This is a genomic window from Pseudooceanicola profundus (genome assembly GCF_054919315.1).
This window is the reverse complement of sequence record NZ_CM142898.1, coordinates 3,171,611-3,195,114: the sequence shown is the minus strand read 5'-3', so window position 1 is coordinate 3,195,114 and position 23,504 is coordinate 3,171,611. Positions and strand designations below refer to the sequence as shown.

Sequence of the window (23,504 nt, the reverse complement as noted above, 5' to 3'; positions counted from 1 at the left end):
CCCCTTTTCCCCCGGGGCATGCGGGATTAGAGGAAGGGAAGTACATGACAGATACGAACAAAACGGCAACGCTGACGCTCGACGGGAAAACCTACGAACTGCCAGTGCTGTCGCCGACGGAAGGGCCGGATGTCATCGACATCCGTAAACTGTACGGCCAGGCGAACGTCTTCACGTACGACCCCGGCTTCACCTCCACCGCATCCTGCGACAGCTCGATCACCTTCATCGACGGCGAGGAAGGTGTGCTTCTGCACCGCGGCTACCCGATCAGCGATCTGGCCGGCAAGTCGCACTACCTCGAAGTCTGCTACCTGCTGCTCTACGGCGCCCTGCCCTCCGCAGCCGAACTGGAAGACTTCGAAACTCGCGTCACGCGCCACACCATGGTGCACGAGCAGATGCACCGGTTCTTCACCGGCTTCCGCCGCGACGCGCACCCGATGGCCATCATGACCGGCGTCGTCGGCGCCATGTCGGCCTTCTACCACGACAGCACCGACATCTCGGACCCGTGGCAGCGTGAAGTCGCCTCGATCCGCATGATCGCCAAGATGCCGACCATCGCGGCCATGGCCTACAAGTACACCATCGGCCAGCCCTTCGTGTATCCGCGCAACGACCTCGACTATGCGTCGAACTTCCTGCGCATGTGCTTTGCCGTGCCGGCCGAGGAATACCAGGTCGACCCGATCCTGAGCCGCGCGATGGACCGGATCTTCACCCTGCACGCCGACCACGAGCAGAACGCCTCGACCTCGACCGTGCGTCTGGCCTCCTCCTCGGGCGCGAACCCCTTCGCCTGTATCGCAGCGGGTATCGCCTGCCTCTGGGGCCCGGCCCACGGCGGCGCCAACCAGGCCTGCCTTGAAATGCTGCGCGAAATCGGTTCGGTCGACAAGATCCCCGAGTACATCGCCCGCGCCAAGGACAAGAACGATCCGTTCCGCCTGATGGGCTTCGGCCACCGCGTCTACAAGAACTTCGACCCGCGGGCGAAGGTCATGAAAGAGTCGGCGGACGAGGTTCTGGAACTGCTGGGTGTCGAGAACAACCCGACGCTTCAGGTCGCCAAGGAGCTCGAGCGTCAGGCGCTGGAGGACGATTACTTCGTCTCCAAGAAGCTGTTCCCGAACGTCGACTTCTACTCGGGCATCATCCTCGAGGCGATGGGCTTCCCGACCGCGATGTTCACCCCGATCTTCGCGCTGTCGCGCACCGTCGGCTGGATTTCGCAGTGGAAAGAGATGATCGAGGATCCGCAGATGAAAATCGGCCGTCCCCGTCAGCTCTACACCGGTGCCTCGGAACGCCCCTACGTGGACGTCGAGAACCGCTGAGCGGCCCGAAGGCTGGCTCCGGCCAGCCCCTGAACGAGATCGGAAAGCGCCCCCTTGCGGGGCGCTTTTTCGTTGGACCCGGCACAGCACTGCCCCTGCCCCGCACGCCGCGGTCCTTCACGCCCCGGTCCAACCCCGTTGCGGCGCCCCGCGCCCCGCCCTACCGTCACGCCATCCACGGCATGGAGGGCCGGACATGAGCGACGACAGACCCTGGCAGGCGGCGGCCTGTCACTGCGGCACGGTCCGCTTCCGAGTAAGGCTGGAAAGCGGCTTTGACAGCGCCCGGCGCTGCACCTGCTCCTACTGCCGGATGCGGGGGGCCATCGCCGTCTCGGCCCGGCTGGAGGATATCGAGTTCCTCGCCGGCGCGGACAATCTCGCGCTCTACCAGTTCAACACCGGCACGGCGAAGCACCACTTCTGCAAGACCTGCGGGATCTACACCCATCACCAGCGGCGCTCGAACCCGCATCAGTTCGGGATCAATGTCGCCGTGCTGGAGGGCGTCAGCCCCTTCGACTTCCCCGAGGTGCCGGTGATGGACGGGGTCTCGCACCCCTCGGACGGCACTGGCGGGCCGCGCGTGGCGGGCATCCTGCGGTTCGAACCTTCATCCTGAGCCCGCCCAGGTCCGGGCCTGTCCCCGGCCTGCCCCCAGCCTATGTTCGGCCTGTGTTCGGCTTCAGCCCGCCCCGGGCCCTGAAACGACACACGCCCCCGGCCAGCGGCGGGGGCGTTCCTGATCCTTCTACGGGGCCTCGGCGCCGCGCCTCAGCGGCCCTCGAACTTGGCGGGGCGCTTTTCGAGGAAGGCCACCACGCCCTCCTTGAAGTCACGGCTCTTGCCGGCGGTGCCCTGCAGCTTGCCCTCCAGCGCGATCTGCGCCTCCAGATCATGGCCCCAGTTCTCGCGGATCGCCTGTTTCACGAAGCCGTAGGCCAGCGTCGGTCCCTGCGCGAGGTGGGCGGCGCGCGCCTGCCACTGGGCCTCGAAGGTGTCATCGGCGACGCATTCCCAGATCATGCCCCAGGCGTCGGCCTGTTGCGCGCTGATCTTCTCGGCGAAAAGCGCGGCCCCCATGGCCTTGGGCCCGCCCATGGAGCGCGGCATCCAGTAGGTGCCGCCCGCGTCGGGGATCAGCCCGATCCGGGTGAAGGCCTGCATGAAGTAGGCGCTTTCGGTCGCGATGACCACGTCGGCGCAGAGCGCGAGGTTCGCCCCCGCCCCGGCGGCGGCCCCGTTCACGGCCGCGATGGTCGGCACGGCGCAATTGGCGATCGCCCGCAGCATCGGCGCGTATTCGTCGCGCAGGGTGCGCTCCAGATCCGGGTTCGCGATGTCGGAGCTGTCGGACAGATCCTGACCAGAGCAGAAGGCCCGGCCCGAGGCCGTCAGCACCACCACCCGGGCCTGCTTTTCGGCGGCGCCGAAGGCATGGGTGATCTCTGCCCGCATCCGCGCGTTGAGCGCGTTCATCACCTCCGGCCGGTTCAGCCGCACCACGGCGACCCCGTCCGTCACGGTCAGCGTGATCGTCTCGTAATCCATTGATGTCCTCCCTTAAATTGCCCGACCTCTGATTGCCGCGCCACTTGCCGCTCGGCCCCTCCCTGCGGGGCGGCTGGCGGCCCGGCCTCTCGTTGCCGCGCCGCCCTCGGCCCCGCGGGCTGCACCGCATCCAAGCGCATTCCGCGCCCGCGGCCAAGGGGGGCCGGGACGGAACGGGGCGTCACTTCCGCCCCGTCCTCAGTCCTTGAGAAGTTCCTTGAGACGCGCCTCTTCCTCGGCGGAGAGCCCGGCCTCGGCCGTGGCGGCGGCGGTGGAGCGGCGGCGCAGGAACACGCCCGCGATCCCCAGCCCCGCGATCAGCATCAGCGGCCCGGCGCCCCAGAGCAGCCAGTTGGCCCCGCCCTTGGTGGGGTTCAGCAGCACGTATTCGCCGTAGCGCGCCACGAGGAAGTCCTTCACCTCCTCGTTGCTGTCCCCGGCCACGATCCGTTCGCGCACCAGCAGGCGCAGGTCGCGGGCGAGGTCGGCGTTGCTGTCGTCGATGTTCTCGTTCCGGCAGACGAGGCAGCGCAGGTCCTTGGAGACCTCGCGGGCCCGCGCCTCCTGCGCCGGGTCGGAGAGCATCTCGTCCGGCTGGACGGCAAACGCCGGCGTCGTGAGTGACAGGCCCATGGACAGGCCAAGCGAGAGGCAGAGCGTCAGGGTGGCAAGCAGACGTTTCATTCCGCGGGCACCCCCTGCGGCGCGGCCTTGCGGGCGCCTGCCGCCACGCGGTAGCGCCGGTCGGAGAGGCTGAGCGCGCCCCCGAAGGCCATCAGCAAGGCGCCGAGCCAGATCCAGTTTGCCAGCGGTTTCACGTAGGAGCGCATGGCCCAGCCACCGCCTGCCTGCGGATCGCCGATGGCGACGTAGATGTCGCGCAGGAAACCGTTGTCGATCCCGGCCTCGGTCGTGGGCATCCGCGCCACGGGGTAGAAGCGTTTCTCGGGGTCGAGCATGCCGACGGTGCGGCCGTTCTTCTCGATCCGGATGTGCCCCATGGTGGAGACGTAGTTCGGCCCCTGCACCCGCTCAACGCCTTCCAGCGTCAGGGCATAGGCGCCGACCTCGTAGGTGTCGCCCTCCTGCACCACGCGGATGTCCTCGAGCTGCCAGGCCAGCATGCCCGCGATGCCCATCATCGTGACGCCAAGCCCGGCATGGGCCACGGCCTTGCCCCAGTCCGCGCGCGGCAGGCGGCGCAGGCGGCCCAGGCGGCCCCCGCCCCGGCCCGTGCGCGACCAGATGTCGACGAGGCTGCCAGCGACAAGCCACGATCCCAGCATCAGGCCGATGGGCCCAAGCGCGCTGCGCTCGCTTTGCATCGCCCATGTCAGCGCACCGACGGCCACGGCCAGCACCATGGCGGGCACCAGCATTTTCGCGATCCGGCCCAGCTTGCCGCGCTTCCACGGCAGCAGCGCACCGAAGGGCAGGATCACCCCGATGGCGATCATGAAGGGCGTGAAGGCCATGTTGAAGAACGGCTCGCCCACCGACAGCTTGCGCCCGAAGGCCAGTTCCGCCACCAGCGGCCAGATCGTGCCCACGAAGACCACGAAGGCCGCCACGCCCAGCAGGATGTTGTTGAAGACGAGGCCGCTTTCCCGGCTGACGAGGCTGAAGACCCCGCGGGAGGAGAGCACATCCGCCCGGAAGGCAAAGAGCGTCAGCGCCCCGCCCATGAAGACCGCGAGGATCAGCAGCAGGAAGACGCCGCGCTCGGGGTCATTGGCGAAAGCATGGACCGAGGTGATCACGCCCGAGCGGGTGATGAAGGCCCCGATCAGAGAGAAGCCGAAGGCGATGATCGCCAGCAGCACGGTCCACGCCTTCAGGTTTTCGCGTTTTTCCACCACGATGGCGGAATGCAGCAGCGCCGCTGCGATCAGCCAGGGCATGAAGGAGGCGTTCTCGACCGGGTCCCAGAACCAGAAGCCGCCCCAGCCAAGCTCGTAATAGGCCCACCACGAGCCGAGCGCGATGCCGATGGTCAGGAAGATCCACGCAGCCAGCGTCCAGGGCCGCACCCAGCGGCCCCATGCGGCGTCGACACGCCCCTCGATCAGCGCCGCAACGGCGAAGGAGAAGGACATCGAGAGGCCCACATAGCCGAGGTAGAGGAACGGCGGATGGAAGGCGAGGCCCGGGTCCTGCAGCAGCGGGTTCAGGTCATGCCCGTCGAAGGGCGGCACCGCGAGGCGCAGGAACGGGTTCGAGGTGAAGAGCAGGAAGGCGAGGAAGGCCGCGCCGATCATCCCCTGCACCGCCAGCACGCGGGCCTTGAGCGTCGGCGGCAGGTTCGATCCGAACCACGAGACCGCCGCCCCGAAGAGCGCCACGATCAGCACCCAGAGCAGCATCGAGCCCTCGTGATTCCCCCAGACGCCGGTCACCTTGTAGAGCATCGGCTTGAGCGAGTGGGAGTTGTTCACCACCAGCAGCAGCGAGAAATCCGAGGTGACGAAGGCATAGGTGAGCGCCGCGAAACTGAAGGCGATCAGCAGGAACTGGGCATTTGCCGCCGGTTCCGCGGCGGACATCCAGCCGGGCACGCGCCGCGCCGCGCCGATCAGCGGCACGATGGATTGAAACAGCGCGACCGCGAAGGCCAGCACGAGGGCGAAGTGACCGAGTTCCGTAAACATGTCCCGCTTATAGGGCCAGCGGGGCTCGGCGGTAAAACGCTTTCCGCGCGCGCGGTCGTTCACATTGTCGCGGCTTGGGGGATGCGGATGGGCGTCTCTGGTGCAGCCTTGAGGGTTAAACCTCTCTGGCCCGACGGTTCTGGCCCTGCGTCTCTGCTCCAAGCGCTCCGACCGGGCCTCGCAGGGCACACGTGTCAGGCCAGCCCATTATGGGCGAACCTTTCTGGGCAAACCCATCCGTGACCCCTCCTTCGGCGTGCACTCACTCGCGCGGCTCTCTCTGGCCCGACCTCGCTGCCCCCACGCCGGAGGCCGGCGTCATGCACACCTACCTGCGCCCAGGCCCGCCGCGCCGCCTCCCCTATCTCCGCTGGTGCCGCCACGCCTCCAGTGCGGGGTTCGGGGCGGCGTCCTTCCCGGGCGCGTCCTCACCCGACGCATCCCGCGCCTGAAGCCCGAGCCGCAGGGCCGAGGCGGCAAGGTCACGCTGGAACGCCTGCCCCTGCCACTGGTGCCGCGCCCCGAAGTAGAAGGAGATCACCGCCCCCATCAGCCACCAGAGCGCCTCGGGCACGGCGGCGAGGGCCTCCATCCGCGTGGCGAACCACGCAGGGCTGACCATGGCCGAGACGAAGAGCCCGATGGTGCCGAGCGCCAGCAACGGGCGCGGCAGGCGGTTCAGCCCGTCGATCACGCTGTCGAAGGCGGTGCGGCGCGGCGTGAACTCGGCCGCGAACTGTTCCAGCGCCGCGGCCCGGCCCTCGTGGTCGCGCAGGGCGCCCGCCTCGGTGTTCTCGCGAAAGACCTCGATCGTCTCGCGCAGGACATTGGCCCCGCGCCCCAGCGGCAGCCCCAGCAGGCGGTCGATCATCCCCATGCCGCCACCCGCGCCCGGAAGTCGGCGTCGCTCAGGTGATAGCGCGGGGCGATGAACGCCTCCGCCCGGCGGATCCAGCCGCCCTTGCCGCCCGCGCGGGTGCGGGCGTACTTGCGGCTGGCAGGGCGCCGGTCGGCAATCTGGAAGTAGTAGTTGCGCCGCGCGATGCCGTAGGCGTCGGCGATATGCTCGGGCGCGGCCCCGGCCGCCGCCTGCGCCGCCGCCGCCGTCTGCGGGCCGATCACCCCGTCCACCGCCACGGGCCAGCCCATCTGGCACAGCAGCCGTTGCAGGATCTTCACCGCCTGCGCACCCGCGTTGACATACATGTCGAAGACCGTTGGCCAGAGCACCTCGGGCAGTTGCCCCAGCCCCGGCGCCTCGAAGTAGTCCGTCAGGAAGATCTCGACCGCCTGCGCCCGGCTCAGCGCCCGCACGTCGGCGCGGTCCACCCGGCCATCGCCGGTCAGGTCCCGCCCCAGCCGCCGCAGCGTGTGGATCGTCACCCCGTGGTTGGTCGCCCCGCCCGGATCATCCGGATCATCGACGTAGCCGCCTTCGCGGGCCACGATCTCCTCGGCCAGTTGCCGCACATCCCTTGCCATAAACGAAACCCCCGTGCGATGTACACGGGGGTCAGCTTGCGTTTGCAGGGTTAACGGATCGCTCAGCTACCGCTCGCCCCCTTGGTCGACGGCTTGTTCGGGTCCTCGTAGACGCCCTGTTCCTTCAGCGCGTCGATGACCTCTTTCGGCATGTAGCTCTCGTCGTGTTTGGCAAGGATCTCGGTCGCTTCGAAGACGCCGTTCACCCAGCGGCCGGTGCCGATCATGCCCTGTCCCTCGTCAAAGAGATCGGGCAGCAGGCCGTTGTAGACCACCGGCACCGTGGCCCCGCCATCGGTCACCGCGAAGCGGATCACGTCGCCCTGCCCGCGCTGCAGGCTGCCCTCCTCCACTAGCCCGCCGAGGCGGAAGGTCTCGGAGGCGGAGGGCGGCGCTTCGACCACCTGCGAGGGGGAGCGGAAGAAATTGATCCCGTCGCGCATCGCGTAGCCGATCAGCCCCGTGGAGATCACGAGGGCCACCACCGCGAGCGCGATGATCTGGATGCGACGTTTCTTCTTCAGCCCCTTCATCGGACCCTCTCTTGCAGTGCGGTCTTACGGGAAGAGCGGCGCGAGCATCAGGCCCGCGGTCTCGTCCAGACCCAGCATCAGGTTGGCGTTCTGGATCGCCTGACCGGACGACCCCTTGCACAGGTTGTCGAGCACGGTGACGATGATCGCCCGCCCCTCGATCCGGTCCGCCGTCACGCCGATATGCACGAAGTTGGAACCGCGCACGTCATGGCTGGACGGCGTTTCGCCGAAGGGCAGCACCTCGATAAACGGCTCTTCCGCATAGGCGCCTTGAAGTGCATCAAAGACAGCCTGCGGCGCGCCCTTTACGTAGGCCGTGCACAGGATGCCGCGGTTTGCGGGGATCAGGTGGGGCGTGAACTGCACCTTCACCGGCTCGCCCGCGAGTTTCGAGAACTCCTGATCGAACTCGCCGAGGTGCCGGTGCTTGCCACCGACGGAATAGGCGTTGTAGCCCTCGCTCAACTCGGCGTGGAGGATGTTCTCCTTCAGCGAGCGGCCCGCGCCGGAGACGGCGCATTTCATGTCGAGGATGATGTCATCCAGCGCGATGATCCCGGCGCTGATCAGCGGGCGCAGGGTGAACTGGCCGGTGGCCGCGTTGCAACCGGTGCCGGCAACCAGACGCGCGCCGGCGATCTCGTCCCGGTAGAACTCGGTCAGGCCATAGACGGCCTCGGCCTGCTGCTCGAGCGCGATATGCGGGTTGCCGTACCACTTCTCGTATTCCGCCGCGTCCCGCAGCCGGAAATCGGCCGAGAGGTCCACGATCTTGAGATCCTTGGGCAATTCCCGGATCACCGCCTGCGAGGTCTTGTGCGGCAGGGCGCAGAAGGCGAGGTCGATCTTGGAAAAGTCGATCTCCTCGATCTTCACGAGGTCGGGCAGGTCCATGTGGCGCAGGAAGGGGAATACCTCGGCCATCGACATGCCGGCCTTGCGCTCGGCCGCGAGGGCCGCGATTTCCATGTCCGGATGCGAGGCGATCAGGCGGACGAGTTCCGCCCCGGTGTACCCGGATGCGCCGAGGATTGCGATTTGCTTTGCCATTGGGTCAGGCCCTCTCGATAGCCCGTATGGGGCATTCAGAATTTAGAATAAGTCTTGGGGGACGTCCACGGGGACGGGTCAGGCTGGCAGGAACGTGATCTGTCGTCGCAGGAACTGCGTCGCGTTGTTCGAGACCTTGCGCGTGTCGCCGGTGGTCAGGAAAAGGCGCTCCTGCCCCGGGCCGACCATGGCGGGATGCCGCTTGAGGTAATCCTCAAGCGAGGCGGCCACCAGCTGGGCCTGCGAGTAGACGGTCACGTCGGGCCCCAGCTCTTCCTGGAAAATGTCCAGCATCAGCGGGTAGTGGGTGCAGCCGAGGATCGCAGCCTGCGGCCGGGGCATCTTGCGCCGCAGCGCATCCACATGACCGCGCACGAGGACCTCGGCGAGGATCAGGTCGCCCTCCTCGATCGCATCGACGAGACCACCGCAGGCCTGCGCCTCGACATCGACGCCGATGGCACGGAAGGCCAGTTCGCGCTGGAAGGCCCGGCTGGCAACCGTCGCGGGGGTGGCGAAGAGCGCCACGTGTTCCACCGCCACCTCGCGCGGGGGCGAGTTGTCGCCCCACTGGCGTTCGGTCAGCGCCTCGATCAGCGGCACGAAGACCCCCAGCACGCGTTTGTCGGTGGGCACCCAGCCCTCCTGCATCCGGCGCAGGGCCGCCGCGGAGGCCGTGTTGCAGGCCAGAATCACCAGATCGCAGCCCGCCTCGAAGAGCCGCGCACAGCCCCGGGTCGTCAGTTCGTAGATGTCATCGGCGTCGCGCACGCCGTAGGGCGCGTTCGCGTTGTCGCCGTAATAGACGAAGGGCACGTCGGGCAATTGCCGCGACGCTGCATCCAGAACGGTCAGCCCGCCAAGGCCGCTATCAAAGATGCCAACCGCCATCCCTTTGTCAGTCCTGTGTTTTCCGGTCCCGCGCCGTGCGGTGCCGTTCCTCGAATTCAAAGCCGTATTCGTAACTTTTCAACGGCTTCGGGGAAAGCTCATACGTCGCTTTGCGCAGGAAATCCATCATTGCTTTGGTGTCCTTCGCCCTTGCAGCAATTTCCTCGGGCGGGATCGGGGCACCGATGACCACTTCGACCGGGCTGTCGACCCGGGCGCGGAACTCCTTCAGCAGCAGGCCGAGGCGCAGGTTGGCATGGACATGGCTCGCCAGCTGGAAGAGCCGCGAGGTATGGCCGGCAAAGAAGACCGGCACCACCGTCGCGCCGGAGCGCGCGATCATCCGCGCCGTGAAGCCGCGCCAGCCCGGGTCCATCGGCTGGCCGAAGGGCTTGAGCGCGGTCGACACGGTGCCGCCCGGAAAGATGCCCACGCAGCCGCCGGCGGCGAGGTAGGCCAGCGTCCGGCGGCGGGTTTCGAGGTTCTGGGCCACGCCCTCCTTCGTCTCGTCGAAGGAAATCGGCAGCAGCACCTCGTCCAGATCGCGCGCCTTCTGGAAGACGCGGTTGGCAAGGATGCGGAAATCGCCCCGGGTCCGGTGCAGGATATGGCCCATCATCAGCCCGTCGAGCACGCCGTAAGGGTGGTTCGCGATCACGATCAGCGGGCCCTGCGCCGGGATATTCTCCAGCGCGCCGCCGCTGACATGCAGCGAGAGGCCATAGCGTTCCACCATGACCGACCAGAAGTCGCGGCCCGCCGCGACCTCGGTGTCATAGCCCTCGGCCCGGCGGATCAGCGACGGGCGGCCGGTGATGTTCTCGATCATCTTGATCAGCGCCCTGCCCCCGCGCGAGGCAGCGGAGCCGGAATAGCTGATGTCCCTTGCGATCTGGCGGTGGTCGGTCGTCATCTGGTTGCTCCCCTGCGGCACAGATAATGCCGCAGGAGGTCTCAATCCAGTCTGAACGTGGCCCCCTACTCGGCGGCGCGCGCCATCCCGCCACCGGAGCGGAAGCTGGCCAGCAGGGCCTCGCGCTGCTTCGCGGCCTTCTGCTCGTTGGCAAGCTTCACCGGGCCATAGCCGCGGATCTGCAGCGGCAGTTCGGCCAGCGCCACGGCGATGTCGAGGGTGGCATCGCCCACATGGGGCAGCACCTCGGCCATGTCCTTCTCATACTGGTCGATCAGGGCGCGCTCCATCCTGCGCTCCGCCGTGCGCCCGAAGGGATCGAGCGGCGTGCCGCGCAGGCCCTTCATCTTCGCCAGCAGCGGGAAGAGCCGCATCATGGTCTTCTCCGAGAAGGTCCGCTTGAGCGGGCGGCCATCGTCGCCTTCCTTCTCCATGATCGGCGGCGCGAGGTGGAAGGTCATCTCGAAGTCGCCCTCGAACTGCTCCTTCGCCTTGGCGCGGGTGTCGAGATGCATCCGTGCGACCTCGTATTCGTCCTTGTAGGACAAGAGCTTGTGATAGCCCTTCGCCACCGCCTCACGCAGGCGCGGGTCCTCCACGCTGTCGACCATCTTGCGGTATTTCTTCGCGAGCCCCTTGCCCTGGTAGGACATCAGATGGGTCTCGCGGAAGGAGACCTTCTCGTCCAGCGACTTGGGCAGCGGGATGACCTCGGCCGGTTTGGCCAGCCGGCGGGCCTCCTCCAGATGCAGCACGGCCCAGCGACCCACGTCGAAGGCGCGCTTGTTGCGCTCCACCGCTGCGCCGTTCATCTCGATCGCGCGCGTGATGGCCTCGAGGGTGATCGGGATCAGCCCGCGCTGCCAGGCGCCGCCCATGATCATCATGTTGGAGTAGATCGAATCCCCCATGACCGCGCGCGCCAGTTCGGTCGCGTCGAACAGCGCGAGCCCCTCGCGCAGCCGCGCCTCCAGCGTCAGGGCCAGTTGTTCGCTCGGCAGGCGGAACTCGGTATCGCGGGTGAAGTCGCCGGTCACGATCTCGTGGCTGTTGACCACGGCGCCGGTGCGGCCGGTCTGGGTCAGCCCCAGCGTCTTGGAGCCCGCCGAGACGACGAGGTCACCGCCGATCAGCGCATGGGCCTCGCCGGTGGCAACGCGGATCGCGCTGATGTCCTCGGGCTTTTCGGCCAGACGCAGGTGGATGTGCACTGCCCCGCCCTTCTGGGCCAGCCCCGCCATCTCCATCATCCCCGCGCCCTTGCCGTCGAGTTGCGCGGCCTGCGCCAGCACGGCCCCCAGCGTCACGACGCCGGTGCCGCCGACGCCGGTCAGCACGATGTTATGGGTGCCCTTGATCACGGGCAGCTCGGGCATCGGCAGATGCGGCAGGTCCAGCTCGGCCGAGGCTTCGGCCTTCTTGGGCGTGGCGCCCTTCAGGGTCACGAAGGAGGGGCAGAAGCCCTTGAGGCAGGAGAAGTCCTTGTTGCAGGCCGACTGGTCGATCGCCCGCTTGCGCCCCAGCTCCGTCTCTTCCGGCACGATGGCGACGCAGTTCGACTGCACCCCGCAGTCGCCGCAGCCCTCGCAGACATCGGTGTTGATGAAGACCCGCCGATCGGGATCTGGGAACTTGCCCTTCTTCCGGCGACGGCGCTTCTCGGCGGCGCAGGTCTGGATATAGAGGATCGCCGAGACGCCCTCGGTCTTTGCAAACTCTTCCTGCACGCTTTGCAAATGGGCGCGCTCGGCCCGCTTGAAGGCCTTGGGATAGCCGTCGAGCTCGATCTCTTCCTTCTCGTCGTAGACGAGGGCGAGGTTCCGGATCCCCATCGCCTCCAACTCCCGCGCGAGGCGATAGCTGTCCATGCCGCCGTCGTTGGGCTGGCCACCGGTCATGGCGACGGCGTCGTTGTAGAGGATCTTGTAGGTGATCGTCGTGCCCGCCGCGACGGCGGCCCGGATCGCCTGAATGCCGGAGTGGTTGTAGGTCCCGTCCCCGATGTTCTGGAACACGTGCTTCGTGGTGGAGAACGGCGCCTCGCCGATCCAGTTCGCGCCCTCGGCCCCCATGTGGGTGAAGCCGCTGGTCTCCCGGTCCATCCACTGGACCATGTAGTGGCAGCCGATGCCGGCGTAGGCGCGGCTCCCCTCGGGGACCTTGGTCGAGGTATTGTGAGGACAGCCTGCACAGAAATAAGGCAGCCGGGCGGCCAGATCCTCGACATTGTCGTTGCGACGCACCTCCGCGAGGCTGTCGAGGGCTGCGCGCAGAGCCTCGCTGTCGCGGCCCTCGTCGATGAAGATGGTGCCCAGCTTCTCGGCGATCATCACCGGGTCGAGCGCCATCTTGGCGGGGAAGAGCACCTCGCCATGGGTCGCGCCCACGCCGCCGCCTTTGAAGGCGCCCCAGACCCGGCGCCCGCGCCGGTCGTCGAAGATCGCCTCCTTGATCTGGACCTCGATCAGCTTGCGCTTCTCTTCCACGACGATGATCAGGTCGAGCCCCTCGGCCCAGTCGTGGAAGCCCTGCATGTCCAGCGGCCAGACCTGCCCCACCTTGTAGGTGGTGATCCCCAGCCGCTCGGCCTCGGCCTCGTCGATGCCGAGCAGAGAGAGCGCGTGGACCACGTCGAGCCAGTTCTTGCCCGCCGAAACGAGGCCGATCCGGGCCCCCGGCTTGCCCCACATGCGCTTGTCGATGCCATTGGCGCGGGCAAACGCCTCGGCCGCGTAGCGCTTGTAGTCGAGCATCCGCGCTTCCTGCTCCGGCGGGCTGTCGCCCAGCCGGATGTTCAGCCCGCCCTCGGGCATCTGGAAGTCCGGGGTGACGAAGGACATGCGGTGCGGATCGCCGTCCACGACGGCCGTGGCCTCGACCGTGTCCTTGACGCATTTCAGCCCGACCCAGACGCCCGCAAAGCGGCTGAGCGCGTAGGCATAGGCCCCCATGTCGAGGATTTCCTGCACGCCTGCGGGGCTGACCACGGGCATGTAGGCATCGACCATCGCCCATTCCGACTGGTGCAGCACGGTGGAACTTTCGCCGGTGTGGTCATCGCCCATGGCCATGATCACGCCGCCATTCGGCGAGGTGCCGGCCATGTTGGCATGGCGCATCACGTCACCGGAGCGGTCGACCCCCGGCCCCTTGCCGTACCAGAGCCCGTAGACCCCGTCGTACTTGCCCTCTCCACGAAGCTCGGCCTGCTGCGCGCCCCAGAGCGCCGTGGCCGCGAGGTCCTCGTTGAGGCCTTCGTGGAAGGTCACATCCGCTTCGGCCAAGAGCTTGGCCGCGCGGGTCATCTGCATGTCGACGGCGCCCAGGGGAGAGCCGCGGTAACCGGTGACATAGCCGGCGGTGTTCAACCCGGCGGCGCGATCCCGTTCCTTCTGCATAAGCATCAACCGGACCAGCGCCTGCGTCCCGTTCAGCAGAACGGGCGATTTGGTGAGGTCGAAGCGGTCCTTGAGCGAGACATCCTGTAGGGTCATCGTCGCGTTACCTCCTCTGCCTAGTTATATATCAATACTAGGTAATAATACCTGACCCACAAACCGATTTTTTCCCTGCCCCCTGTCCGTGACCATGCTAAAGGTCTAGCAAGCGCCCGAAAAATCAGTATCGGGCAAGACGCGCGCGAGGCCCGGTGAGACGGCCTCCGTGTACCGGGGGTTCGGGCGAAAGAGACGGTATGGACTGGGACAAACTTAGGATTTTCTACGCGGTCGCGGATGCGGGCAGCCTGACACATGCGGGGGATGTTCTCCACCTGTCTCAATCGGCTGTCTCGCGACAGATCCGGGCGCTCGAGGAAAGCCTGAACACCACCCTCTTCCACCGCCACGCGCGCGGGCTGATCCTGACGGAACAGGGCGAGCTTCTGTTCGACGCGGCCCGCGCCATGTCGAAACGGCTCGACACCGCCACCGCGCGGATTCGCGACAGCGAGGAAGAGGTCTTCGGTGAGCTGAAGGTGACCACGACGACGGGCTTCGGCTCGCTCTGGCTCGCCCCGCGCCTGCCGAAGCTCTACGAGAAGTTCCCCAATCTCAAGATCGACCTGATGCTCGAGGAACGCGTGCTCGACCTGCCCATGCGCGAGGCCGACGTGGCGATCCGCATGAAGGAGCCGAGCCAGGCGGACCTGATCCGCAAGCGCCTGATGTCGGTGCGGATGCGGCTCTATGCCAGCCCCGCCTACCTCGACGCCCACGGACGCCCGCAGGAGATCGAGGAAGTGGGCACCCACCGCCTGATCTGCCAGAACCCGAACTCGGCGCAGGTCGCGGCGGGCGCCAGCCTCGTGCAGCACCTCATGACCTATGACGTGCCCTCCCTGCTGACGGTGAACAACTACTTCGGCGTGCTGCAGGCGGTGATCGCGGATCTGGGCATCGGGGTCCTGCCCGACTACCTGACCGATGACTTCCCCGAGTTGGAACGCGTGCTGCCGGATATCGAATCGAACGAGGTTCCCGTCTTCCTCGCATTCCCGGAAGAGTTGCGTCACTCCAAGCGAATCTCCGCATTCCGCGAGTTCGTGCAGGACGAGGTGATTGCGCACCGGCGCCGGATCAAGGAACGCGCCCCGGACTGAGACCCTCCCGCACAAAAAACAGGCACGCTCCCGGAGACTGCGTTTTCGGGGAAAATTCCCGTATTCAACGCCGACTTGCGGCGACTGCATAGCGGCCATGTGCGCACTGCGGCAAAGAATCCCTTGTGCGATTCAATTTCGACGCTTATTTCAGCCCTCGACGGTGATGGCCGCTTAACAGCGCATCATCTTCATACCTCCCTGTTGGACTTGGCCGAGCTTCGTGCTCGGCCTTTTTTTTGGCTTTCTGCGCCGCAGCGGCCGTTTCCCCCTTGCACTTCACGAGAATCACGCTAAACGCGCACGCTCGCGTGTAATAGGTGTGACGCCTATGTGACGTGGGCCCAACCGGGGGCCGGTCCGCCCCTTCCCCCGCAGCCGAAGCTGTCGTAAAGGAGGCCCGACCAGCTTTTCCCCGGGGGATCTCCATGCAAGAACCGGCCATCACGCCCGACCTGATCGCGAGCCACGGGCTCTCGCCCGAGGAATACGACCGTATCCTCGAGATCATCGGACGCGAACCGACCTTCACCGAGCTCGGCATCTTCTCGGCGATGTGGAACGAGCACTGCTCCTACAAGTCGTCCAAGAAGTGGCTCCGCACCCTGCCCACCGAGGGCCCGCAGGTCATCTGCGGCCCCGGCGAGAACGCGGGCGTCGTGGACATCGGGGACGGACAGGCCGTGATCTTCAAGATGGAGAGCCACAACCACCCCTCCTACATCGAGCCCTACCAAGGCGCGGCCACCGGCGTGGGCGGCATCCTGCGGGACGTCTTCACCATGGGCGCCCGTCCGGTCGCCGCGATGAACTCGCTCTCCTTCGGCGCGATCGACCACCCCAAGACGCGCCAGCTGGTGCATGGCGTGGTCGAGGGCATCGGCGGCTACGGCAACTGCTTCGGCGTGCCGACCGTTGGCGGCGAAGTGCGCTTCGATCCGGCCTACAACGGCAACTGCCTCGTGAACGCCTTTGCCGCGGGCCTCGCCGATGCGGACAAGATCTTCTACTCCGCCGCCTCGGGCGTGGGCATGCCCGTGGTCTACCTCGGCGCCAAGACCGGCCGTGACGGTGTCGGCGGCGCGACCATGGCCTCGGCCGAATTCGACGAGACCATCGAAGAGAAGCGCCCCACCGTTCAGGTCGGCGATCCCTTCACCGAGAAGCGCCTGATGGAGGCGACGCTGGAGCTGATGCAGACCGGCGCCGTGATCTCGATCCAGGACATGGGCGCCGCGGGCCTGACCTGTTCCGCCGTGGAGATGGGCGACAAGGGCGAGCTTGGCATCGTGCTGAACCTCGACGCCGTCCCCTGCCGCGAACAGGCCATGACCGCCTACGAGATGATGCTGTCGGAGAGCCAGGAGCGGATGCTCATGGTGCTGCGCCCCGAGAAGGAGGCCGAAGCCAAGGCCGTCTTCGACAAGTGGGACCTCGACTTCGCCATCGTCGGCGAGACCATCGCCGAAGACCGCTTCCTCATCCTGCACGGCAACGAGACCAAGGCCGACCTCCCGCTGTCGAAACTCTCCTCCTCCGCCCCGGAATACGACCGCCCCTGGGTCGAGACCCCCGCGGCCGAGCCGCTGGCCGAGGTGCCGGCGGTCGATCCCATCGACGGGCTCAAGGCGCTTGTCAGCTCCGTCAACTACGCGGCGAAGCAGTGGGTCTACGAGCAGTATGACACGATGGTCATGGCCGACAGCATGCGCACCCCGGGCCTCGGCGCCGGGATCATCCGCGTGCACGGCACCGAGAAGGCGCTCGCCTTCACCTCGGACGTGACCCCGCGCTACGTCAAGGCGAACCCGGTCGAGGGCGGCAAGCAGGCGGTGGCGGAAGCCTACCGCAACCTGACCGCCGTGGGCGCCCTGCCCCTCGCGACCACCGACAACCTGAACTTCGGCAACCCCGAGAAGCCCGAGATCATGGGCCAGTTCGTCGGCGCCATCAAAGGCATCGGCGAGGCCGTGGCCGCGCTGAACACGCCGATCGTCTCGGGCAACGTCTCGCTCTACAACGAGACCGACGGCTCCGCGATCCTGCCGACGCCGACGATCTGCGCCGTGGGCCTGATCGAGAAGGCCGAGGACGCGATCACCGGCACCGCACGCGAAGGCCACGTGGCCATCCTCGTGGGCGAGACGGCGGGCCACCTCGGCCAGTCGGCCCTGCTGGCGGAAGTCTTCAACCGTGCCGAGGGCGACGCCCCTGCCGTGGACCTCGAGGCCGAGCGCCGCAACGGTGACTTCATCCGCGAGAACCGCGCGTGGATCCGGGCCTGCACCGACCTCTCCGACGGCGGGCTTGCCCTTGCCGCCTTCGAGATGGCCGAGGCCGCGGGCACCGGCGTCACGATCGACGAGGCGGACATGGGTCAGCTCTTCGGCGAGGATCAGGCGCGCTACCTCATCGCCTGCAGCTTCGACGCCGCAGAGGCACTGATGGTGGCCGCCGGTCAGGCGGGCGTGCAACTCAAGACCGTCGGCAAGTTCGGTGGCAGCGACGTGACCCTCGGCGGCGTCTCGGCCCCGCTGGAGGAACTGGCCGCGCTCTATCGCGGGGCCTTCGGCGCCGCCTTCGACTGACCTTTTCCGCAGTTCTGCATCCGGCTCTTCGCGGCCCGCCCCTCACCGGGGCGGGCCGCTGCCTCTTGTCGTGCAGGCTGCGAGGATTTACATTTGACCAAGCCCAGGAACGGAGACAGCCATGCCCATCCAAGCCCATGAAATCGAGGCCCTTTTGCGCGAGAGCTTCCCGCAGGCCCAGATCGAGGTGCAGGGCGACGACGGTCAGCATTTCGCCGCCGTGGTCGTCGACGAGAGTTTCCGCGGGCAAAACCGCGTCCAGCAGCAGCGCGCCGTCTACGCCGCGCTGAAGGGCAAGATGGACGGCTCCAACGGAGACCTCCACGCCCTCGCGCTGACGACACGCGCGCCCGCCTGATCCCTGCCCCGACCGGCGCCCCTGCAGGACACCTCTGGCAGCGGCCTTGCGTCGCGCTGGAAACATGCATCCCTTTGTGCGATTATGCGCGCCAAGGGGAGCCGGTGCGCCAGCGGAAAGCCAGCGAACACCGGCAGGAGCTGTGCCAGAAGGCCCTGCCAGAACGAACCAAGGAACCAGACATGACCGAGACGACTGACGCGCAAAGCGTGATTGCCGAGACCATCGGCGCGAACGACGTGGTGCTGTTCATGAAGGGCACCAAGGAAATGCCGCAGTGCGGCTTCTCTTCCCGTGTGGCCGGCGTGCTCAACTACATGGGCGTCGACTTCAAGGATGTGAACGTCCTCGCGGACGCCGACATCCGCCAGGGGATCAAGGACTTCTCCGACTGGCCGACCATCCCGCAGCTCTACGTGAAGGGCGAATTCGTGGGCGGCTGCGACATCGTCACCGAGATGACCCTGTCGGGCGAACTCGACACGCTCTTCGACACCAGCGGCGTCACCTACGACAAGGACGCAGCCGAGAAGATCCGGGCCGCGAACGCCTGATCCTGTCGCCGGGCCCCTCGTGCGCCCGCAGCAGCAAAGAGAAGCCCCGCGATCCTTCCGGACCGCGGGGCTCTTTCTTGTCCCTCGTTGAACTTGGCCGGTCAGGTCTCTGCCTTTGGCCCGTCGCTCGCCCCGGCTCAGCTGCCCTTGGTCGAGACGACTTCGCGCAGCCAGCCACGTTTCTTGGGCTCCTGTTCCTGCGCGATGCTGGGGTTGATGAACCCCGAAATCGGATAGACGCTGCCATAGCTGTCGGGGGCGCTCTCGACCCGGACCTTGGACCAGTCGTTGTTCTCGGACACGTCGATCACGCCCATGGCCAGCGACACCTGGTTACGGTGCCAGTTGGCGTGATCGATCAGGATCTTGCGCTCCGAAACCACGTTGGACACCACGGCGACATGGCCAAGGGGCATCCCGCGGGTTGCCTTGAAGGCCATGACGGCGCCGATCTGCGGCGTGTGGCTGGTGTCGAACTTGCCTTCGGCCTGGCGCCACCAGGTCCGGGCGTCGCCGCGGATCTCGACGCCGCTGGCGTTGCGCGCGAAGGGCACGCACCAGACGCGACCGCCCCGGGCGCGCAGCGCCTCGGCGGTGGCGACGGCGAGTTCCTGACGCTCGGGGTCGAGCATCGAGACCTCATCCCCCGCGAACTTGCGCGAGGAGTCGTTCGGATTCATGGAGCATGCGGATGTAGTGATCAGGGCCGCGCACAGCAGTGGCAGGCCGATCTTCGACGATAGTGCGCGTTTCACGCTGATCTGTCCCCAAACAGTTTTTTATTCGAGTGTTTTGACTTCGAGTGGTGGTGCCGAACTGCCTGACTCGGCCCGGTGTGACATTCCTGAAATTTTTGCGTGATGGGAAGTGAGGAGTTTACGACTTGGCAATAATTCGCCCGTCGGGTTCCATCCTGCCTGTCAAAAAAGCAGATGACGTAGCGGAAGCGCGATCGGAATCGCAGGGATTCCGGCCTCTTGCCACCCGAAGCTGATGTGGAGATTTCCGGGGAGACGCGGCGCTCAGTCGCCGGATTCGAGACAATGGGCGAAGAGCGTGACCTCTTCGCCGATGTCCGCGTCGAACCAGCCGAGCATCGCCGTGTCGCCCTTGGACCACCATGTGTAGCCCGAGACACCCTCCGGTGCGGCGTAGCGTGCGCCCGATCCGCTGACCGCCCGGCCCAGCATCACCTGCTGTCCCTCGGCCACGAGGATCGCCTGCCCCCCGCCCTCACCGTCGTTCACGTAGACGACAGGGATCAGCACGTCGCGCTCGCAGAGGTACTGCGTCTGGATGATGTCGGTCTTGCCCCACGCCGGCAGCGCCGCGCAGAGCAGGACCGGCAGGGCGAGCGTGGCCCGCATCAGGAGGTCTCGGCCGGTTTGGGCAGCGTGGCCACGCGGTCTTCCACGGCGTCGGCCATGGATTCCGCCCGCGCGGCGAGGTCGGCAAGCGCATCGCTCACGCTGCGCGGCACCACCGGCACCTCGACCCGCTCCGGCGCGGGGGCCGGTCGGGTCTGAAGCTCGTAGATCTGACCGCGCAACTCGGCCATCTCGGCCTCGGCCTCGCGCAGCTTGTCTTCCATGCCCGCCGTCCGGTCGGCCAGCATCAGCCCCGCCATGAGCAGCATCCGCCCCTCGGGAATGCGCCCGATCTGGTCGACGAGCGTCGAGGCCTCGGTGTCCAGCATCCGCGCCGCGGATTGCAGGAAATGTTCCTCGCCGGGCTGGCAGGCGACCTCGAAGGTCCGGCCGCCGATCTCGATTTCCACTTCGGGCATCACTTGTCCTCCGTCAGGCCGGCGACGAACCCGTCGTCCCCGGGCGTGGCATCGGTGGGCATCGCGCCGTCGAGCGCGGGCACCGGCGTGCCGCCCGCCACCAGCGGGCCGAGCGCGCCGAGGATCGCATCGGCCTCGGCCCGGTCGGCGATCCGCGCGGCGCGCAGGGCCTCGACCTCGGCCTGAAGCGAGCGGTTGATCAGCGTGGGATCGCCCACCCCTTGCGCGTTCGCCGCCCTCAGGGCCGCGTTGTTCTCTCGCAGCTGCGCATTGGCGGCCTGAAGCTGCTGCAACGCGCCATCGAGACGCCGTGCTGCCTCGGCCTGATCCTTCACGGCCTGTTCCAGCTTGGAAACGCTCTCGTCCTGCCGGGCCTTGATCGCGCGCACCCGCTCCTCGAGCTGCGCATTGGCCAGGCGTTCCTCGTCGAGCGCCGCGGTCAGGCGCAGGACATCGGCCTCGGAGGTCGCCGGGGTGGAGAGGGTCTCGAGCCCGCGGTCGATGCGCAGCATGGCCGCGGTGATGCGCCGCTGCAGCTCCTTGATCTGGGTTTCGCTCTCACTCATTGCCTCGGGGGATCCTCACTTGTCTCTCAGCCGCTGGGGGCGCGGGTCGTTCGGGACGCTCCCGGGACCGGGCCGCGGTACGGGGGACCGCCTGCCGGAGGACCGCGCCATCCGAATCGGACCTTAGCCGCCGATTTTCGGCAACTCTACCCAAGAAAGAGAGGTTTCCCAAACCCCACCGGGGGTTGCGGGGGGTTCTGAATGCGGTTTCCCGCCAGCGGCAACTGCGACCCGCAAGCCCCTGACCGGGCACGGCTTGCCCGCTATCGCTAACACGCAGGGCCACTTGCGAGGGGGGATCGCAGCGCCTCGGAGGCCCAGAATACTTGATATTCCGGGCCCGGCTGGTAAGGGAGGCTGCGAAAACGCTTCAGATCAAGGACTGCCACCCGTGGATATCGCTGCCCTCCGCTCTGCCAATCCCGACCACTGGATGAAGGCCGCCGCCATCCGTGCGCTGACCCTCGATGCCGTGGCTGCCGCCAATTCCGGCCACTCCGGCATGCCGATGGGCATGGCCGACGTCGCCACCGTGCTCTACGAGAAGCACCTGAAGTTCGATGCCGCCGCTCCGAACTGGCCCGACCGCGACCGGTTCATCCTCTCCGCGGGTCACGGCTCGATGCTGATCTACTCGCTGCTGCACCTGACCGGGTACGAGCAGTTCCCGATCGAGGAGCTGAAGAATTTCCGCCAGCTGGGCGCCCGCACCGCAGGCCACCCCGAGAACTTCCTCGCCGACGGGATCGAGACCACCACCGGCCCGCTGGGTCAGGGCATCGCCAACTCGGTCGGCTTCGCCATGGCCGAGGAAATCCTGCGCGCCCGTCACGGCAAGAAGGTCGTGGATCACCACACCTATGTCATCGCCGGCGATGGCTGCCTGATGGAAGGCGTCAGCCAGGAAGCGATCGCGCTTGCCGGGCGTCATGAGCTGTCGAAGCTCATCGTCTTCTGGGACAACAACAACATCACCATCGACGGCACGGTCGAGCTGTCGGACCGCACCGATCAGGTGGCGCGCTTCAAGGCCTCCGGCTGGCACGTGCAGGAAATCGACGGCCACGATCCGGCGGCCATCGACGCGGCCATCACCGCCGCCAAGAAATCCAAGCAGCCTTCGATGATCGCCTGCAAGACGCATATCGCGCTCGGCCACGCGGCACAGGACACCTCCAAGGGCCACGGCGCGCTCACCGATGCGGGCCAGCTGGCCGCCGCCAAGGAAGGCTACGGCTGGTCCTACGGTCCCTTCGAGATCCCCGCCGACGTCAAGTCGCAGTGGGAAGAGATCGGCCGCCGTGGCGCCGCCGACCGCTTCGCCTGGCAGGAACGCTTCGACGCGCTCTCCGACCGCAAGAAGGCCGATTTCACCCGTGAGCTGGAGGGCGAGGCGCCCAAGAAACTCTCGGCCACGATCAAGGCGCTGAAGAAGCAGATCAGCGAAGAGACGCCCAAGGTCGCCACCCGGAAGTCCTCCGAGATGGTGCTGGAAGTGGTGAACCCGATCCTGCCGGAAACCGTGGGCGGCTCCGCCGACCTCACCGGCTCGAACAACACCAAGACCGCAGACCTCGGCATCTTCGACGTGGACAACCGTGGCGGCCGCTTCATCCACTGGGGCATCCGCGAACACGGCATGGCCGCCGCGATGAACGGCATGGCGCTGCACGGCATGGTGCGCCCCTACTCGGGCACCTTCATGTGCTTCACCGACTACGCGCGCCCCGCGATGCGTCTCTCGGCCCTGATGCAGCAGCCGGTGGTCTACGTCATGACCCACGATTCCATCGGTCTGGGCGAAGACGGCCCGACGCACCAGCCGGTCGAGCATCTGGCCATGCTGCGCGCAACGCCGAACACTCTGGTCTTCCGCCCCGCCGACACGGTCGAGACCGCGGAAGCCTGGGAGATCGCGCTGACCCAGAAGGGCACGCCCTCGGTGCTGTCGCTGACGCGTCAGAACCTGCCCACCGTGCGGGTCGAGCACAAGCAGAAGAACCTCGTGGCGCAGGGCGGCTATGTCCTCGCGGACGCAGAGGGCAAGCGGCAGGTGATCCTGCTGGCCACCGGCTCCGAGGTGGAGATCGCGCTGGCCGCCCGTGACCTGCTGCAGGCCGAAGGCATCGGCACCCGCGTCGTCTCGATGCCCTGCATGGAGCTTTTCGCCCAGCAGGACGAAAGCTACCGCAAGCGCGTCCTGCCCGCAGGCGCCGTGCGCGTGGCGGTCGAGGCCGGCGTGCGCCAGGGCTGGGATCGCTGGCTGCTCGGCGAGCGTGGCCGCGAGGCGAAGTCCGACTTCGTGGGCATGGACAGCTTCGGCGCCTCCGCCCCGGCCGAGGTGCTCTACGAGAAGTTCGGCATCACCGCGGCCAACGTGGCGGAGAAGGCCAAGGCCCTGCTCTGAGCGCCGCCCCCTTCCGACATCTGCAACGGGCCCCACGCGGGCCCGTTCGCATATCTGCCAGCCCAAGGCGCCGAAAATTCTTCGAAGAATTTTCCCAAGAATTTTCGAAAATTCTTGGTCCCTCCCCTCCGGCCATCCTGCCCGTCTCCGAGCGCGCCCGCCTCTCCGCCCTGCCCGTTTTCTTCAAAGAAAACGGACCGGAAAATTCGAATTTTCCGGAGACCCTCGCCCCTG

At 67.0% G+C, this 23,504-nt stretch carries 21 protein-coding genes; 7 read left to right on the top strand and 14 right to left on the bottom strand.

From position 1 onward, the window contains the following. Positions 1–44 precede the first annotated feature (44 nt). Together gltA and ACX9MO_RS14705 are read left to right on the top strand one after the other, a co-directional pair. Positions 45–1,340 carry a citrate synthase gene (gene gltA / locus ACX9MO_RS14710; protein WP_222489432.1) on the top strand — a complete coding sequence of 432 codons (1,296 nt, stop codon included), beginning with the start codon at positions 45–47 and terminating at the stop codon, positions 1,338–1,340. 196 nt (positions 1,341–1,536) lie between these two features. Next, positions 1,537–1,962 carry a GFA family protein gene (locus ACX9MO_RS14705; RefSeq protein WP_462212369.1) on the top strand — a complete coding sequence of 142 codons (426 nt, stop codon included), beginning with the start codon at positions 1,537–1,539 and terminating at the stop codon, positions 1,960–1,962. A gap of 152 nt (positions 1,963–2,114) precedes the next feature. On the opposite strand, the gene ACX9MO_RS14700 is transcribed toward ACX9MO_RS14705, so the two are convergent. The 10 genes from ACX9MO_RS14700 to ACX9MO_RS14655 all read right to left on the bottom strand — a co-directional run bounded on the left by ACX9MO_RS14700 (position 2,115) and on the right by ACX9MO_RS14655 (position 13,905). Beyond that, complete coding sequence (locus tag ACX9MO_RS14700) at positions 2,115–2,891, bottom strand: enoyl-CoA hydratase-related protein (RefSeq protein ID WP_462212368.1); 777 nt, start codon at positions 2,889–2,891, stop codon at positions 2,115–2,117. 198 nt (positions 2,892–3,089) lie between these two features. Next, positions 3,090–3,524 carry a cytochrome c-type biogenesis protein gene (locus ACX9MO_RS14695; RefSeq protein ID WP_462214459.1) on the bottom strand — a complete coding sequence of 145 codons (435 nt, stop codon included), beginning with the start codon at positions 3,522–3,524 and terminating at the stop codon, positions 3,090–3,092. A gap of 47 nt (positions 3,525–3,571) precedes the next feature. Beyond that, on the bottom strand, positions 3,572–5,539 hold the full coding sequence (locus tag ACX9MO_RS14690; RefSeq protein WP_462212367.1) for a heme lyase CcmF/NrfE family subunit: 1,968 nt from the start codon (positions 5,537–5,539) through the stop codon (positions 3,572–3,574). Positions 5,540–5,900: 361 nt separating this feature from the next. Then, positions 5,901–6,416, bottom strand: a complete 516-nt coding sequence (locus ACX9MO_RS14685; RefSeq protein ID WP_462212366.1) for a holin family protein — start codon at positions 6,414–6,416, stop codon at positions 5,901–5,903. Continuing rightward, positions 6,407–7,021: a holin-associated N-acetylmuramidase gene (locus tag ACX9MO_RS14680; RefSeq protein ID WP_462212365.1), complete on the bottom strand. Its 615-nt coding sequence runs from the start codon at positions 7,019–7,021 to the stop codon at positions 6,407–6,409. The genes ACX9MO_RS14685 and ACX9MO_RS14680 overlap by 10 nt, the downstream gene beginning before the upstream one ends. A gap of 62 nt (positions 7,022–7,083) precedes the next feature. Then, positions 7,084–7,554: a cytochrome c maturation protein CcmE gene (gene ccmE, locus ACX9MO_RS14675; protein WP_222489425.1), complete on the bottom strand. Its 471-nt coding sequence runs from the start codon at positions 7,552–7,554 to the stop codon at positions 7,084–7,086. Positions 7,555–7,578: 24 nt separating this feature from the next. Beyond that, positions 7,579–8,607 (bottom strand): N-acetyl-gamma-glutamyl-phosphate reductase, encoded by a 1,029-nt coding sequence (gene argC, locus ACX9MO_RS14670; RefSeq protein ID WP_222489424.1) that lies wholly within the window; start codon positions 8,605–8,607, stop codon positions 7,579–7,581. 78 nt (positions 8,608–8,685) lie between these two features. Continuing rightward, the gene (locus ACX9MO_RS14665) at positions 8,686–9,498 is read right to left on the bottom strand and encodes a glutamate racemase (RefSeq protein ID WP_222489423.1); all 813 of its coding nucleotides are present in this window, start codon (positions 9,496–9,498) and stop codon (positions 8,686–8,688) included. Positions 9,499–9,505: 7 nt separating this feature from the next. After that, positions 9,506–10,411, bottom strand: a complete 906-nt coding sequence (locus ACX9MO_RS14660; RefSeq protein WP_222489422.1) for a lysophospholipid acyltransferase family protein — start codon at positions 10,409–10,411, stop codon at positions 9,506–9,508. 65 nt (positions 10,412–10,476) lie between these two features. Next, positions 10,477–13,905, bottom strand: a complete 3,429-nt coding sequence (locus ACX9MO_RS14655) for an indolepyruvate ferredoxin oxidoreductase family protein (protein ID WP_462212364.1) — start codon at positions 13,903–13,905, stop codon at positions 10,477–10,479. Between the two features lie 200 nt (positions 13,906–14,105). Between ACX9MO_RS14655 and ACX9MO_RS14650 the strand changes: the two genes are divergently transcribed. The 4 genes from ACX9MO_RS14650 to grxD all read left to right on the top strand — a co-directional run bounded on the left by ACX9MO_RS14650 (position 14,106) and on the right by grxD (position 18,511). Beyond that, positions 14,106–15,011, top strand: a complete 906-nt coding sequence (locus tag ACX9MO_RS14650) for a LysR family transcriptional regulator (RefSeq protein WP_222489420.1) — start codon at positions 14,106–14,108, stop codon at positions 15,009–15,011. 428 nt (positions 15,012–15,439) lie between these two features. Next, on the top strand, positions 15,440–17,599 hold the full coding sequence (purL, locus tag ACX9MO_RS14645) for a phosphoribosylformylglycinamidine synthase subunit PurL (RefSeq protein ID WP_462212363.1): 2,160 nt from the start codon (positions 15,440–15,442) through the stop codon (positions 17,597–17,599). A gap of 121 nt (positions 17,600–17,720) precedes the next feature. Next, positions 17,721–17,957, top strand: a complete 237-nt coding sequence (locus ACX9MO_RS14640) for a BolA/IbaG family iron-sulfur metabolism protein (protein ID WP_222489418.1) — start codon at positions 17,721–17,723, stop codon at positions 17,955–17,957. A 182-nt stretch (positions 17,958–18,139) separates the two neighbouring features. Continuing rightward, positions 18,140–18,511, top strand: a complete 372-nt coding sequence (grxD, locus tag ACX9MO_RS14635; RefSeq protein ID WP_222489417.1) for a Grx4 family monothiol glutaredoxin — start codon at positions 18,140–18,142, stop codon at positions 18,509–18,511. A gap of 137 nt (positions 18,512–18,648) precedes the next feature. Here grxD and ACX9MO_RS14630 read toward each other — a convergent pair whose 3' ends face one another. The 4 genes from ACX9MO_RS14630 to ACX9MO_RS14615 form a co-directional block, all read right to left on the bottom strand. Further along, positions 18,649–19,191 (bottom strand): CHAP domain-containing protein, encoded by a 543-nt coding sequence (locus ACX9MO_RS14630; protein WP_222489416.1) that lies wholly within the window; start codon positions 19,189–19,191, stop codon positions 18,649–18,651. 342 nt (positions 19,192–19,533) lie between these two features. Continuing rightward, positions 19,534–19,878, bottom strand: coding sequence for an MliC family protein (locus ACX9MO_RS14625; protein WP_222489415.1), 345 nt, complete (start codon positions 19,876–19,878; stop codon positions 19,534–19,536). Beyond that, positions 19,878–20,297, bottom strand: a complete 420-nt coding sequence (locus tag ACX9MO_RS14620) for a cell division protein ZapA (RefSeq protein WP_222489414.1) — start codon at positions 20,295–20,297, stop codon at positions 19,878–19,880. Before ACX9MO_RS14620 ends, ACX9MO_RS14625 begins: the two co-directional genes overlap by 1 nt. After that, positions 20,297–20,863 (bottom strand): hypothetical protein, encoded by a 567-nt coding sequence (locus ACX9MO_RS14615; protein WP_222489413.1) that lies wholly within the window; start codon positions 20,861–20,863, stop codon positions 20,297–20,299. Before ACX9MO_RS14615 ends, ACX9MO_RS14620 begins: the two co-directional genes overlap by 1 nt. A gap of 391 nt (positions 20,864–21,254) precedes the next feature. On the opposite strand from ACX9MO_RS14615, the gene tkt reads away from it, so the two are divergent. After that, entirely contained in the window at positions 21,255–23,270 is a 2,016-nt protein-coding gene (gene tkt / locus ACX9MO_RS14610) for a transketolase (RefSeq protein WP_462212362.1), read from the top strand. The last annotated feature ends 234 nt before the right edge of the window (positions 23,271–23,504 follow it).

Bases quoted from the DNA above. Each gene is read 5' to 3' on its own strand.
- ACX9MO_RS14695 (WP_462214459.1), bottom strand. From the start codon at position 3,524: ATGGGCCTGTCACTCACGACGCCGGCGTTTGCCGTCCAGCCGGACGAG.
- ACX9MO_RS14700 (WP_462212368.1), bottom strand. From the start codon at position 2,891: ATGGATTACGAGACGATCACGCTGACCGTGACGGACGGGGTCGCCGTG.
- ACX9MO_RS14685 (WP_462212366.1), bottom strand. From the start codon at position 6,416: ATGGGGATGATCGACCGCCTGCTGGGGCTGCCGCTGGGGCGCGGGGCC.
- purL (WP_462212363.1), top strand. From the start codon at position 15,440: ATGCAAGAACCGGCCATCACGCCCGACCTGATCGCGAGCCACGGGCTC.
- ACX9MO_RS14705 (WP_462212369.1), top strand. From the start codon at position 1,537: ATGAGCGACGACAGACCCTGGCAGGCGGCGGCCTGTCACTGCGGCACG.
- ACX9MO_RS14655 (WP_462212364.1), bottom strand. From the start codon at position 13,905: ATGACCCTACAGGATGTCTCGCTCAAGGACCGCTTCGACCTCACCAAA.
- ACX9MO_RS14620 (WP_222489414.1), bottom strand. From the start codon at position 20,297: ATGCCCGAAGTGGAAATCGAGATCGGCGGCCGGACCTTCGAGGTCGCC.
- ACX9MO_RS14660 (WP_222489422.1), bottom strand. From the start codon at position 10,411: ATGACGACCGACCACCGCCAGATCGCAAGGGACATCAGCTATTCCGGC.
- ACX9MO_RS14630 (WP_222489416.1), bottom strand. From the start codon at position 19,191: ATGAATCCGAACGACTCCTCGCGCAAGTTCGCGGGGGATGAGGTCTCG.
- ACX9MO_RS14680 (WP_462212365.1), bottom strand. From the start codon at position 7,021: ATGGCAAGGGATGTGCGGCAACTGGCCGAGGAGATCGTGGCCCGCGAA.
- ACX9MO_RS14690 (WP_462212367.1), bottom strand. From the start codon at position 5,539: ATGTTTACGGAACTCGGTCACTTCGCCCTCGTGCTGGCCTTCGCGGTC.
- ACX9MO_RS14640 (WP_222489418.1), top strand. From the start codon at position 17,721: ATGCCCATCCAAGCCCATGAAATCGAGGCCCTTTTGCGCGAGAGCTTC.
- argC (WP_222489424.1), bottom strand. From the start codon at position 8,607: ATGGCAAAGCAAATCGCAATCCTCGGCGCATCCGGGTACACCGGGGCG.
- ACX9MO_RS14615 (WP_222489413.1), bottom strand. From the start codon at position 20,863: ATGAGTGAGAGCGAAACCCAGATCAAGGAGCTGCAGCGGCGCATCACC.
- ACX9MO_RS14650 (WP_222489420.1), top strand. From the start codon at position 14,106: ATGGACTGGGACAAACTTAGGATTTTCTACGCGGTCGCGGATGCGGGC.
- gltA (WP_222489432.1), top strand. From the start codon at position 45: ATGACAGATACGAACAAAACGGCAACGCTGACGCTCGACGGGAAAACC.
- grxD (WP_222489417.1), top strand. From the start codon at position 18,140: ATGACCGAGACGACTGACGCGCAAAGCGTGATTGCCGAGACCATCGGC.
- ACX9MO_RS14625 (WP_222489415.1), bottom strand. From the start codon at position 19,878: ATGCGGGCCACGCTCGCCCTGCCGGTCCTGCTCTGCGCGGCGCTGCCG.
- ACX9MO_RS14665 (WP_222489423.1), bottom strand. From the start codon at position 9,498: ATGGCGGTTGGCATCTTTGATAGCGGCCTTGGCGGGCTGACCGTTCTG.
- ccmE (WP_222489425.1), bottom strand. From the start codon at position 7,554: ATGAAGGGGCTGAAGAAGAAACGTCGCATCCAGATCATCGCGCTCGCG.